Annotated in this window: 11 protein-coding genes, 1 rRNA gene and 1 other annotated feature; of the genes, 11 read left to right on the top strand and 1 reads right to left on the bottom strand. The window is 43.3% G+C overall.

Annotated elements, in window-relative coordinates:
- The 5 genes from AB5642_RS15485 to AB5642_RS15465 form a co-directional block, all read left to right on the top strand.
- A 23S ribosomal RNA gene (locus tag AB5642_RS15485) occupies positions 1-123 on the top strand; the annotation flags it as partial.
- Between the two features lie 412 nt (positions 124-535).
- Positions 536-1,969 carry an MATE family efflux transporter gene (locus tag AB5642_RS15480; protein ID WP_226855250.1) on the top strand — a complete coding sequence of 478 codons (1,434 nt, stop codon included), beginning with the start codon at positions 536-538 and terminating at the stop codon, positions 1,967-1,969.
- A gap of 93 nt (positions 1,970-2,062) precedes the next feature.
- Complete coding sequence (locus tag AB5642_RS15475) at positions 2,063-3,616, top strand: sensor domain-containing diguanylate cyclase (protein ID WP_195392171.1); 1,554 nt, start codon at positions 2,063-2,065, stop codon at positions 3,614-3,616.
- A 41-nt stretch (positions 3,617-3,657) separates the two neighbouring features.
- Positions 3,658-3,912: a kinase gene (locus AB5642_RS15470; RefSeq protein WP_195392172.1), complete on the top strand. Its 255-nt coding sequence runs from the start codon at positions 3,658-3,660 to the stop codon at positions 3,910-3,912.
- Between the two features lie 8 nt (positions 3,913-3,920).
- On the top strand, positions 3,921-4,793 hold the full coding sequence (locus AB5642_RS15465; protein WP_237925899.1) for an aldose 1-epimerase family protein: 873 nt from the start codon (positions 3,921-3,923) through the stop codon (positions 4,791-4,793).
- On the opposite strand, the gene AB5642_RS15460 is transcribed toward AB5642_RS15465, so the two are convergent.
- Positions 4,735-4,893 carry a DUF6783 domain-containing protein gene (locus AB5642_RS15460; protein WP_306467783.1) on the bottom strand — a complete coding sequence of 53 codons (159 nt, stop codon included), beginning with the start codon at positions 4,891-4,893 and terminating at the stop codon, positions 4,735-4,737. The genes AB5642_RS15465 and AB5642_RS15460 overlap by 59 nt on opposite strands.
- Between AB5642_RS15460 and AB5642_RS15455 the strand changes: the two genes are divergently transcribed.
- The 6 genes from AB5642_RS15455 (at position 4,852) to AB5642_RS15430 (ending at position 12,793) form a co-directional block, all read left to right on the top strand.
- A complete protein-coding gene (locus AB5642_RS15455) occupies positions 4,852-4,983 on the top strand; it encodes a DUF6783 domain-containing protein (RefSeq protein ID WP_306467784.1) in 132 nt (43 codons plus the stop codon). The two genes, AB5642_RS15460 and AB5642_RS15455, sit on opposite strands and share 42 nt — an antisense overlap.
- A 29-nt stretch (positions 4,984-5,012) precedes the next feature.
- On the top strand, positions 5,013-5,201 hold the full coding sequence (locus AB5642_RS15450) for a DUF6472 family protein (protein ID WP_118583318.1): 189 nt from the start codon (positions 5,013-5,015) through the stop codon (positions 5,199-5,201).
- Positions 5,202-5,243: 42 nt separating this feature from the next.
- Positions 5,244-5,380 (top strand) — a sequence feature (ribosomal protein L10 leader region).
- A gap of 30 nt (positions 5,381-5,410) precedes the next feature.
- Positions 5,411-5,923: a 50S ribosomal protein L10 gene (gene rplJ / locus AB5642_RS15445; RefSeq protein WP_195392174.1), complete on the top strand. Its 513-nt coding sequence runs from the start codon at positions 5,411-5,413 to the stop codon at positions 5,921-5,923.
- Positions 5,924-5,990: 67 nt separating this feature from the next.
- On the top strand, positions 5,991-6,362 hold the full coding sequence (gene rplL, locus AB5642_RS15440) for a 50S ribosomal protein L7/L12 (protein ID WP_118583314.1): 372 nt from the start codon (positions 5,991-5,993) through the stop codon (positions 6,360-6,362).
- A gap of 135 nt (positions 6,363-6,497) precedes the next feature.
- On the top strand, positions 6,498-8,753 hold the full coding sequence (locus AB5642_RS15435; protein ID WP_195392175.1) for a right-handed parallel beta-helix repeat-containing protein: 2,256 nt from the start codon (positions 6,498-6,500) through the stop codon (positions 8,751-8,753).
- Between the two features lie 185 nt (positions 8,754-8,938).
- Positions 8,939-12,793 (top strand): DNA-directed RNA polymerase subunit beta, encoded by a 3,855-nt coding sequence (locus tag AB5642_RS15430; protein WP_118583310.1) that lies wholly within the window; start codon positions 8,939-8,941, stop codon positions 12,791-12,793.
- Positions 12,794-12,795 lie beyond the last annotated feature (2 nt).

Below are 12,795 nucleotides of genomic sequence, written 5' to 3'. Positions count from 1 at the left end.
AAGATGAGATGTCCCATTCGAAAGAAGTAAACCCCCTTGAAGACGACGAGGTAGATAGGGCAGGGGTGGAAGTGTGGCAACACATGGAGCTGACTGTTACTAATAGGGTGAGGGCTTGACCAACAATCGCAAGGTTGAAAAATGATTCCATTAGGATGTAACATGTATGTAGTTTTGAAGGTACAGAACGAAAACGGTAGCCGGTTGGTTATCGTTTTTTTGTTGCCTTTTCTTTACTTTTACCCTATTTTTTTTCTTTATATTCTGTTAAAATATTTTTTAAATCAATTCATAAAATGATATGAGTGTCAAAAGGTCTTTTGCCACTCATTTGATACCTCGGATTGCGATCCAGCTACGCTGCTCCCGCAATCCTCCAAATATTCGAAATCTGCTGATTTACTGCGTAAATCGCTACTTTCTCATATTTGGCATGTCCCAAGTTCAAACACCTTATCGTGCAAGCACGAACGGCTTTTTGACCTTTTGACACTGGTATCATAAAATAACAGGTAACAGAATAGGAAGAAATAAGATGAAATCAACTAGAAACAGATCCAGACTGGCAGATCAGGGAACAAAAGAAATGCTGCCAGTTATTTTTTCTCTTGCGTGGCCAACTATGCTGGAACAACTGATGCAGACTGCAGTACAATATATGGACACTGGTATGGTAGGCGTCCTGGGAACAAGTGCAACGGCCGCTGTTGGAGCTACCAGTACAGTAAACTGGCTGATTGGAAGTACGATTTCTGCGATCAGCATAGGATTTTTGGCATACATATCCCAGTCAATCGGAGCAGGAAAAAAAGAACAGGCAAAAAAAGCTTCAGGACAGGCTGTGCTGACAGTTGTGATCGTAGGAATATTTTTTACAATTCTGACAATGGGACTGAGCCGTAAAGTCCCTGTTTGGATGCAGGTAGATCCTTCTATTCAGAAACTGGCATCCAGCTATTTCCTGATCCTCTATGCACCGATGCTTTTTCGAACTGCGAACATTATTTTTGGAACTGTCCTGAGAGCAGTGGGCGATACCAAAACCCCTATGCAGGTAGGAGTTGCCTTTAATGTTATTAACATTGTACTGAACTTTTTTCTTATATATTCCACCAGAACTGTGCTGATTGGTGGAAAAGAACTGGTGATCCCAGGCGCGGGATGGGGCGTTCAAGGTGCAGCAGCTGCGAGTGCTATAGCTTATACCATTGGAGGTATTGCAATTACGGTTAAATTATGGAAGCATACTGATATATCTCCAAAGGGTCAGAGCTTCCTGCCGGATTCTGCAGTTCTGCGCCCTTGTCTGAAGGTGGCTGTTCCAAATATGTTTCAGCGATTTGCCACGTCCCTTGGATATGTGGCATTTGCATCCATGATCAATTCTTTGGGCGAGACTGCAACGGCAGCCCATACTATTGCCAATACAGTAGAATCTGCTTTTTATATTCCAGGATATGGAATGCAGACAGCAGCGGCTACTCTTGCAGGAAATGCTCTTGGGGCCAATGACAATAAAAAACTCAACAGCCTTGCCAAGGCAATTGTGCCGTTGGAAGTGGGACTGATGGTTATTTCCGGAAGTCTGCTGTTTATTTTTGCGCCGATATTGATTAGGCTGTTTTCATCAGATGCGCAGGTTATCCGTCTGGGAAGTACGGTACTTCGTATGGTTGCTGTTTCCGAACCGTTTTATGGTGTACCTATTGTGATCGAGGGCATGATGCAAGGTGTGGGGAAAACAGTAACTCCCTTTATTTTCAATGTAGCGGGAATGTGGGGTGTAAGAATTCTGGGGACTTTTATCTGCATCCATCTTCTTGGACTGGGACTTGTGTCTGCCTGGGGATGCATGATAGGTCACAATATGCTTCTTTTTGTTTTATTCACTTTACATTATTTCAGCGGCAGATGGAACCCTATGAATAAAACAAAAGTATCCTTCCAATACAAGACTTGTAAAAAGTGACCAAAAATCACAAGCTTGACAGCAGAATATATAGGCTTTATACTGAAAAATAACGAATAAAAGCCGTCACGGCTTGGAATGGATGACGTTAATATGGAAAAAAGCGTGAAAGACAATCCTGAATACAAAATGAAACGGCAGGGAATGATCATCGGACTGGTCTGTCTTGCTGTGATGGTGTTTCTGACGATTTTTCTTATGAGCAGATATCGTCAAAGAACAGAGAAGATTTTTACAGAGCTTATGGAGGAATCACTTTTATCCACCCATTCGGAAGCACTGACAGAAATGGAGAATTTCCTGGCTGGTTCAGCTGGAGCAGATAAGGTGGAGGAAGCCTGGGAGGCTCTGAACGAGGACGAGGGGAATGTGCTTCACTATGCGTGCAATTCAGATGGGAAAATCCTGGCAGGAGATATGCGGATTTTTGACATTGAATATACGGTGGCGACAGTGCTTCATTCGCAGCATGTGAAAGATAACAGTATTTCCCAGGTGGAAAAGTCCCTTAAAAAGCTGACCTATGGAGCACCCCATATTTTCACGGAGCTTGAGAAAACGGATATCTATCTGGTGGCATCCAAGTTGGAAGGCAGAGACTGTATTCTGTTTTCAGAATATCGTTCCGCCAAAATGAAGAATTATAAAGCAGTGCTCATCAATGGAAACCGCATGATTATTTTTACGCTTCTTGGATGCGCGTTGATTATGCTGCTTTTTACAGTACGATTCTATATGAAGCAGCAGAAGAAAGTGATGAAAGGTCAGGCAAGGTACGACATTTTGTCGGAGTTTTCGGACACGGTTCTTTTTGAATATGACTGCCTGGAAAAAACATTGGTATTTACGCCAAATATAACCACTTTATTTGGACTGAAGGAAATCGGTCCGATCAGGCCTTTTGACAATGACACAGATTTCACAATGGTTCATCCAGATGATGTGGCGAAGGTAAAGGCACTTCTTTCCACAATTGGTAATAATTCTGATGAGATTGATGATTTTGTAATCCGTTTTAAGGATAAGAACGATAATTATCGTTGGGTGCGATGGATGGGCCGTCTGATACGAGGCCGTCTTGGTACACCACAGGCATTTCTGGGCAAGATTTCTGACGTTCAGGATGAGATGACCAGAGAACAGGATCTTCGTGAAAAAGCCTCTGTTGATGGTCTTACAGGTGCTCTGAACCGCAAGGCTGCAGAGCAGAAAATCAATACGCTTATGCAGGATAAAGAGTGTAAAGGTTACCTGCTTATGCTCGATATTGATGATTTTAAGACGGTAAATGATACAATGGGGCATGCAATAGGTGACCTTGCATTGATTACTTTGGTAAAACTTTTGAAGGAACATTTCCGCAGGGAGGATATTATCGGTCGTCTTGGCGGTGATGAATTTATTGTGTTTATGACAAATACAGAGCTTGCTTCGGCTGTTGAAGCAAAAGGTGCGGAAATTCTTGATATTCTGGCAAAGTCAGAGACTACACCACATTTTACCGTGAGTATAGGAGCGGCGGCTTATCCTGCAGCTGGAAACGACTATGAAAGCCTGTATCTGGCGGCGGATAACGCAATGTATGCTTCAAAGAAATCCGGTAAGAACAGAATTTATGTAGATAATGGTCAGCAGAAAAAAGAATGATCATAAAAGTATCGCTTTGAGACTAAAGGAAGGTGACAAAAATGCGGTTACAGATTGTACAGGATGCATTAAAAAAGAAGAATATCAAATACGAATATACAGAGATTGATGGCTGCGGAAGTCTTGATTTTCTGTTTCGAGGATTGAAATTCCATGTGTGGGAGTATGAGGACCGTGTCTGGGGAGCAGAGACAAATATTTATGAAGCAGGACGCAGTCAGGATATTGAGGGCAACTATGAAGAGGTCATTGCCAAAGAGATTTTATCATGGCCCGATATGATGCCAGGAAGTTGAGGAATGGGATGAAATACGAGATCAGCAATGAATATCTTAAAGTGAAGGCCGACACAGAAGGGGCTATTTTGTGGTCCGTGACAGATAAGGACGGATTTGAGTATATCTGGCAGGGAGATGACAGATACTGGAATGAGCATGGTGCCAATCTTTTTCCCTATATTGCCAGATTATGGGAGAAATCCTACATATTTCAGGGGAAGACTTATCATATGGACATTCACGGTTTTGCCAAGGATTCTGTTTTCTCCTGTGAGAAAGCAGGGGAGAATGAACTGGTGTTTGTAATGGAAGATACCAGGGAAACTTTGGAACAGTATCCATTTCATTTTCGTTTTGAGATCCGATATCTGCTTGAGAAAAATACTTTAAAAGTTTTCTATTCGGTAAAAAATAAGGATGAGAAAACGATGTATTTTGGAATCGGCGGTCACCCGGGATTTAATATTCCGATGGAAGAGGGACTTTCCTTTGAGGATTATGAATTGGAATTTTCCAGGGCATGTGAGCCGCAGCGCATTCTTTTTTCACAGGAGTGTTTTGTGGAGGGGAAGGAGTCCTATGAACTTTTGGAGGGCAGACGGATTCCTCTTCGTCATAATCTTTTTGATGAAGATGCTATTGTGCTGGAGAAAACCTCTGGAGAGGTTCTGCTTCACAGTACGAAGGGCAAAAAGGCAGTGAAGGTATCTTATGTGGATATGCCTTATGTCGGTTTCTGGCATATGCCCTGCATGGATGCTCCTTATGTTTGCATTGAGCCGTGGTGTTCCCTTCCATCCAGACAGGGAATTACAGAAAATCTGGAGGAACAGAAGAATCTTATTTCACTGGAAGCTGGCAGGGAGTGCCAGATTTCCTGGACCATGGAAATTCTCTAGAGCGTGTCTGAAAAAGGCTTTCTGCAAGATGTGCGTCACAATTTGTGGGAGATTTTGACTGGATGAGGGCGCCGTAGCGGGCTACGGTAACCGAATTCAGGCAAAATCTCCCGCAAAGTGGGGCGTGCAGATTGTGGGAATGATTTTTCAAACACGTTCTAAAACGTGCAGATTGTGGGAATGTTTTTAAATACTCGCAAGGAAGGCAGGGTATGTAATATGAAAAAGAAGCAGGGGGCGAACTGCGAATATTGTGTAAACTATTCTTACGACGATGATTACGAGTGCTATACTTGTGATATGAACCTTGACGAAGATGAGATGTATCGTTTTATTACAGGAACCTATCACGATTGCCCTTATTTCCGCATGGGGGACGAGTACAGAGTAGTAAGAAAACAGATGTAAAAAAATTAAAATTACTATTGACAAATAAAATCGAACGTGGTATTTTATTACAGAACGCTGCCGAAGACAGTAGGTGCCGTAAGGCATAAGGATTAAAACGCCTACCGAGGACTAAGTATTCTTTCGTAAGAATTACGTTAAGCCTTGCTGTCTTACAGTAAGGCTTTTTTTGGCGGTATATCAAATTCTATAAGGAGGTGTACCATTTCATGGCAAAAGTAGAACTGAAACAACCAATCGTAGAAGAAATCGCTAACAATATTAAAGACGCACAGGCTGTTGTTCTTGTTGACTACAGTGGTCTTACAGTTGAGCAGGATACTATTTTACGTAAAGAGTTAAGAGAGTCCGGCGTACAGTACAAGGTTTACAAAAACACTTTAATGCGTCGTGCATTTGAAGGTACTCCATGTGCAGATCTTGACAAGCACTTACATGGAACAAACGCTATTGCAATTTCTGCAACAGACGCTACTGCTCCTGCAAGAATCCTTGCTAAATTTGCAAAACAGTATCCGGCACTTGAGTTAGTTGCTGGTATTGTTGAGGGTAACTACAACGATCAGGCAGGAATCCAGGCATTGTCCCAGATCCCGTCCAGAGAAGAACTTCTTGGCAAACTGCTTGGAAGTATCCAGTCTCCTATTACCAACTTTGCTCGTGTGCTTAATCAGATCGCAGAGCAGAAGGGTGGAGAGACTGAGGCACCAGCAGCAGAATAATTTAAGTTTCTGTCGCTGAATCGAATCATTGATTCCACAAAAAATTTAAAAATGGAGGAAAATTATAATGGCAAAGTTAACAACAGCTGAGTTTATCGAAGCAATCAAAGAGTTATCTGTATTAGAGTTAAATGATTTAGTAAAAGCTTGCGAGGAAGAGTTCGGTGTATCCGCAGCAGCAGGCGTTGTTGTAGCAGCAGCAGGTGCTGGTGAAGCAGCTGAGGAGAAAGATGAGTTTGACGTAGAGCTTACAGAAGTAGGTCCTAACAAAGTTAAAGTTATCAAAGTTGTTCGTGAGATCACAGGCTTAGGTCTTAAAGAAGCTAAAGAAGTTGTTGATGGTGCTCCGAAAATGGTTAAAGAGGGCGCTTCCAAAGCAGAGGCTGAGGATATCAAAACTAAACTTGAGGCTGAAGGCGCTAAAGTTACTCTTAAATAATTTAGGTGTATTTAAGCGAACCATGCTCCCCGCAGAAGTCTGTCGTGCAGGCCACTGCGGGGATTTTTTTGTGTAACAGGAAATTCTGTTGGAGTTTCCTGCAATCAGGATTCTTTTTGTGCAAGGAGATTCTGAATGAATATAAAAATGTTTTTGACTGTAACATTACTGGGAGTATCTTTATATCTGGGAGGCAGTTCTGTTATATATGCTGAATCAGCAGAAAATGTGACGGAGAATTTTGAAGACAGCTTTTCAGATTGCGATCTTGAGCCAGAAATGGAAGAGGATGAGACTGGCTTCTATGGCGGAACAGCTGAGGTGGGATTTTTTTCAGCAGATGAGTCTGATAATGATTTTGAAGAGGAGCCAGAAGAAGCTCTGCTTACACCTGTACCTTCTGATAATGAACAGCAGATTCTGGCGACTATTCCAGAAGGCGCTGCAGTGGTGACTTTAGATGTGGCTGATGGAAGTGATATTACCGAAACTTTGAATACAGTGCTTCACTTTATGGGGCAGAGAGCTACAGATGAAACTCCTTGTACGGTAATTATCCCGCAGGGAAGCTATCTGATTTCCGGAACTATCCATATGTACAGCAATCTTACTCTTTATGCAGAAGGGGCTGTGCTGACGAAAACCTGTACAGATAAGCATGTGGTCCTCAGACTGGGAGATGACATACTTTCTGCCGGAGGTTATGATGGATATCACAATATCACCATTGAAGGCGGAACCTGGGATCTGAATTATCCGGTTGTCGAAGATAAGGAAGGCACAGGCGGTTTTGTAGGCTTCAGGATTGGACATGCCAGACACGTAACTGTGAAGAACGTAACATTTCTAAACAATTTGAAATCTCATTTTCTTGAGCTGGCAGGTACGGAAGATGTAACTGTGACTGGCTGTACATTCCGGGGATATTGGCAGGAATATGAAGGCGGCGGACAGGAATGCATTCAGCTGGATGCATGTTTGGATTATATTTTTCCAGGATATCAGCCCTTTGACGGAGCTGTCTGTGAGAATATCAGGATTACGGATAACGTTTTTGAGGATGTGTTTGCAGGAGTGGGCAGCCACAGCATGATCTACGACAGGCCATACCGGAATATTGTGATTCAGGGGAATACCTTTCGAAATGTGAAAAAGAGAGCTGTCTGGTGCCTGAATTACGTGGATTCTGCTGTGGAGGACAATATAATAGAGAATGCAGGCGGCGGAGTGCTTGTGAGCTGCATGTATTTCCCGAATACCCATCTTATACCGGGAACTGTTGCAGGAATGGAAGGAAACCACCAGAATGCGGGCATTTCCGTGAAAAATAATCAGATTTCTATTTCTTCAGTGAGCCAGATCAATGGAAACATATGGAGAGGATATGGAATTGAAGTCCAGGGAGCCTGGGTAAGTGACAGTTCAAAAGCACAGGCTAAGGGAATTCCGGTAGGTATTTATAAGGAAAACGGTGTTGCGGTAAAGGGAAATATGATCACAGGGACTGGAAATGGAATTCGCCTTTATCTTGCTGATGGCTGTACAGTGGAAGATAATCAGTTGAAGCTGCAAAAAACTGCATCCTTTTCCAACATGGGAATTTATCTGTCTGCTTCTTCTAAAAATGTGATAAAAGATAATCAGGTATCAGGTTGTAAAAATGTAGGAATCTACGCTTATGACGGAGGAAAGCTGGGGACTCCATCCACAGAGAATCAAGTCCTGGATAATGTGATTTCAGGTATCGGCGGCGATGGAATTCTTATGGAAAATGGCTCTGACGGGTGTGAAGTAAGCCGGAACCGTATATCCTCCGGAAAAAAGAACGGAATTGTTCTCTGGGGCAGCGAGGGCTGTCAGATCACAGCGAATCAGGTGAAAGGCTGTATGCTGGACGGAATATATGTAGAAAATATTGGAAATGCTGTTATAAAATCTAACAGGATTACGAATGTGAATGGCAGAGGAATCCAAGTGATCGCAAGTCAGACCGGAAAACTTTATGGAAATGCGGTTACTGGCAGCAGAAAATGCGGTTTATATGTAAGCAGGTCAAAGATTTCCGGAAACAAAAAGAACCGTCTGGAGAATAATGGCAGTACTTATGCAATTTATGCGGAAAACAGCACTGGAATCATTTCCGTGAAAATGCCCACTGCGTCTAAGATTACCAGAAAGTCAGTGAAGATCACAGGCAAAGCGGCGGGTGGAAAGAAGCTTACAATTTATGCAGTGAGCAGAAACAAGAATAAAAAAATCGGCAGAGGAAGCATCAATTCCCGAAAGAAATATAATATTTCTATCAAAAAACAGAAAAAAGGAACGAAGCTTCTCTTTGTATTATCGGATAAATATGGAAACCTTTCTTATAGTAAGAGAAAAGTAAAATAAATTATAACTATTCAGCAATTACAAATAAAAAAACAAATGAAAAAACAACAGAAAAGTGCTTGACAGGCTTTTTTTGTTGTGCTATAGTGAAGAATGCTATATTATGGCAAGATATGCCTACTATGCTTATGCAGCAGAGCGGGCTGATGTTGTAATAAATAAAATAAAACAGGGGTGAAACGTCAATGGAAAAAAACAGAATTCGTTCTGTAAAAACTGGAAAAAGCATGCGAATGAGCTACCAGAGACAAAAAGAAGTCCTGGAAATGCCGAACTTGATCGAGGTCCAGAAGGATTCTTACCAGTGGTTTCTCGACGAAGGATTGAATGAAGTATTCGACGATATTTCTCCAATCGCAGACTACGGCGGAAAGCTCAGTCTTGAATTCATCGGCTTCACATTTGATGAAAAAGAGGCTAAATACACCATCGAGCAGTGTAAAGAACGTGACGTAACTTATGCCGCACCTTTGAAGGTTCGAGTGAGACTGATTAACAAGGAAACAGATGAGATCAACGAACACGAGATTTTCATGGGAGACCTGCCGATTATGACCGCGACAGGAACTTTCGTCATTAACGGTGCTGAGCGTGTTATTGTCAGCCAGTTAGTACGTTCCCCTGGAATCTATTATGCCATTGCACACGATAAAATCGGTAAGAGACTGTTTTCCTGTACAGTAATTCCTAACAGAGGAGCATGGCTGGAATATGAGACTGACTCCAACGATGTATTCTATGTGCGTGTGGACAGAACCCGTAAGGTTCCGATCACTGTACTGATCCGTGCACTTGGTGTTGGTTCCAATGCAGAGATCATTGATCTGTTTGGCGAAGAGCCGAAGATCCTTGCAAGTTTCACAAAGGATACTTCTACGAATTATGAAGAAGGTCTTCTTGAACTGTATAAGAAAATCCGTCCAGGCGAGCCGCTTGCAGTTGAGAGCGCAGAGAGCCTGATCAATGCGATGTTCTTTGATCCGAGAAGATATGATCTTGCCAAGGTCGGACGTTATAAATTTAATAAGAAACTTCATTTCAATAAACGAATTGTTGGTCATAAGCTGGCTGACGATGTGGTTGAGGGCTCTACAGGAGAAATTCTTGCAGAGGCTGGTACTATCGTAACCAGAGAACTGGCTGATGCCATTCAGAACGCTGCAGTTCCATTTGTATGGATCCAGGGTGAAGAAGACCGCAGAATTAAAGTTCTTTCTAACTTAATGGTAGACATGCATCACTATCTGCCAGAAATTGAGAACCTGGAAGAGCTTGGGGTTACAGAGTTAGTATATTACCCTGTACTCGAAAAAATTCTGGAAGAAAATGACACACTTGAGGACAGAATTGCCGCTATCCGCAGAGATATCCATGACCTGATTCCGAAGCATATTACAAGAGAAGATATTTTTGCTTCTATTAATTACAATATGCATCTGGAATATGGCATTGGAAATGACGACGACATCGACCACTTAGGAAACCGTCGTATCCGTGCGGTTGGTGAACTGCTTCAGAATCAGTACCGTATCGGTCTTTCCAGACTTGAGCGTGTGGTTCGTGAGAGAATGACAACACAGGATGTGGAGAGCATTTCCCCGCAGTCCCTGATCAATATCAAACCTGTAACAGCTGCTGTAAAAGAGTTCTTTGGATCCTCCCAGCTGTCACAGTTTATGGATCAGAACAACCCTCTTGGTGAGCTGACCCATAAGAGACGTCTTTCCGCACTTGGACCTGGCGGTTTGTCACGAGACAGAGCCGGATTCGAGGTTCGAGACGTTCACTATTCCCATTACGGAAGAATGTGCCCGATCGAGACTCCTGAGGGTCCGAACATCGGTCTGATCAACTCCCTTGCATCTTATGCAAAGCTGAATCAGTACGGATTTGTTGAGGCACCTTACCGTAAGATTGATAAAACTGATCCTATGAATCCGCGTGTAACTGACGAAGTTGTTTACATGACCGCAGATGAAGAGGATAACTACCATGTAGCACAGGCGAATGAGGCACTTGACGCAGAAGGACATTTCGTTCGTAAGAACGTTTCCGGTCGTTATCGTGAAGAGACTCAGGAGTATGAGCGTCAGATGTTTGATTACATGGACGTATCTCCTAAGATGGTATTCTCTGTAGCTACAGCCCTGATTCCATTCCTTCAGAACGACGATGCGAACCGTGCGCTGATGGGATCAAACATGCAGCGTCAGGCTGTTCCGCTTCTTACCACAGAAGCACCAGTTGTTGGTACAGGAATGGAAGCAAAGACAGCTGTTGACTCCGGTGTTTGTGTGGTTGCAAGAAAGTCTGGTACTGTACTTCGCTCCACATCTACCGATATCAGCATCAAGAATGATGATGGAACAAAAGATGATTATCATCTTACCAAATTTATGCGCAGTAACCAGAGCAACTGCTACAACCAGCGTCCGATCGTTAATCAGGGCGAGCACGTTGAAGCAGGTGATGTTATTGCCGATGGTCCGTCTACTTCTCAGGGAGAGCTTGCTCTTGGCAAGAACCCTCTGATCGGATTTATGACCTGGGAAGGTTATAACTACGAGGATGCCGTACTGTTAAGTGAGAAACTTGTACAGAACGATGTTTATACATCTGTTCACATTGAAGAATATGAAGCAGAATCCCGTGATACAAAGCTTGGACCGGAAGAGATCACCCGTGATGTTCCAGGCGTAGGTGATGATGCACTCAAGGATCTTGATGAGCGCGGAATCATTCGTATCGGTGCAGAGGTTCGTGCTGGTGATATCCTTGTTGGTAAGGTTACTCCTAAGGGAGAGACTGAGCTTACAGCAGAGGAGAGACTTCTTCGTGCAATCTTTGGTGAGAAAGCACGCGAGGTTCGTGATACTTCCCTTAAGGTACCACACGGTGAGTATGGTATCGTTGTAGACGCCAAGGTATTCACAAGAGAAAATGGTGATGAGCTGTCTCCAGGAGTTAATCAGTCTGTACGTATCTACATCGCACAGAAGAGAAAAATCTCCGTTGGTGATAAGATGGCTGGTCGTCATGGTAACAAGGGTGTCGTTTCCCGTGTACTTCCGGTTGAGGATATGCCATTCCTTCCGAACGGACGTCCACTGGATATCGTGCTGAACCCGCTGGGTGTACCTTCCCGTATGAACATTGGACAGGTCCTGGAAATTCATTTAAGTCTTGCTGCCAAAGCACTTGGCTTTAATATTTCCACACCGGTATTCGATGGTGCAAACGAGAATGATATCCAGGATACACTGGAACTTGCAAATGACTATGTAAATACAGAAGATTTTGAAGAGTTCCGTGAGAAATACAAAGACATTCTGGCACCTGATGTAATGCAGTATCTGGATGAGAACAAAGCCCACAGAGCATTGTGGAAAGGTGTTCCGATTTCCAGAGATGGTAAAGTACAGCTTCGTGACGGACGTACCGGAGAGTTCTTCGACGGTCCGACCACAATCGGACACATGCATTACCTGAAACTGCATCATCTGGTTGATGATAAGATCCATGCCCGTTCCACAGGTCCTTACTCTCTGGTTACACAGCAGCCACTGGGTGGTAAAGCTCAGTTCGGTGGACAGCGTTTCGGAGAGATGGAGGTTTGGGCTCTGGAGGCATACGGTGCATCCTATACACTCCAGGAAATCCTGACAGTTAAATCCGATGATGTAGTCGGTCGTGTGAAGACTTATGAAGCAATCATCAAGGGTGATAACATCCCTGAGCCTGGTATTCCGGAATCCTTTAAGGTTCTTCTTAAAGAGCTCCAGTCCCTGGCATTGGATGTACGTGTGCTCAAAGATGATCAGACAGAAGTTCAGATCATGGAGAATGTAGATTACGGCGAAACCGATCTTCGTGCAGTTATCGAGGGAGATTCCCGCGGCCACAGAGGAGAGGAATCCTTCAGCAAACATGGCTATACCAAGCAGGAGTTTGACGGAGAGGAACTTGTTGATGTGGACGAGGACGAAGAAGAGGATTATGAATCCGAAATCGACGATTCCTACGATGATATCGAAGAGTAGAA

Source organism: Ruminococcus sp. 1001136sp1_2201st1_G3_2201SCRN_220225 (assembly GCF_040924365.1).
GTDB classification, from domain to species: domain Bacteria; phylum Bacillota; class Clostridia; order Lachnospirales; family Lachnospiraceae; genus Blautia_A; species Blautia_A faecis.
Note: the sequence above shows the minus strand (reverse complement) of the source record. Positions and strands in the feature narration are given on the sequence as shown.

Excerpts from the sequence above, each read along its gene's own strand:
- AB5642_RS15480 (WP_226855250.1), top strand. The coding sequence starts at position 536 with ATGAAATCAACTAGAAACAGATCCAGACTGGCAGATCAGGGAACAAAA.
- AB5642_RS15475 (WP_195392171.1), top strand. The coding sequence starts at position 2,063 with ATGGAAAAAAGCGTGAAAGACAATCCTGAATACAAAATGAAACGGCAG.
- AB5642_RS15470 (WP_195392172.1), top strand. The coding sequence starts at position 3,658 with ATGCGGTTACAGATTGTACAGGATGCATTAAAAAAGAAGAATATCAAA.
- AB5642_RS15465 (WP_237925899.1), top strand. The coding sequence starts at position 3,921 with ATGAAATACGAGATCAGCAATGAATATCTTAAAGTGAAGGCCGACACA.
- AB5642_RS15450 (WP_118583318.1), top strand. The coding sequence starts at position 5,013 with ATGAAAAAGAAGCAGGGGGCGAACTGCGAATATTGTGTAAACTATTCT.
- rplJ (WP_195392174.1), top strand. The coding sequence starts at position 5,411 with ATGGCAAAAGTAGAACTGAAACAACCAATCGTAGAAGAAATCGCTAAC.
- rplL (WP_118583314.1), top strand. The coding sequence starts at position 5,991 with ATGGCAAAGTTAACAACAGCTGAGTTTATCGAAGCAATCAAAGAGTTA.
- AB5642_RS15435 (WP_195392175.1), top strand. The coding sequence starts at position 6,498 with ATGAATATAAAAATGTTTTTGACTGTAACATTACTGGGAGTATCTTTA.
- AB5642_RS15430 (WP_118583310.1), top strand. The coding sequence starts at position 8,939 with ATGGAAAAAAACAGAATTCGTTCTGTAAAAACTGGAAAAAGCATGCGA.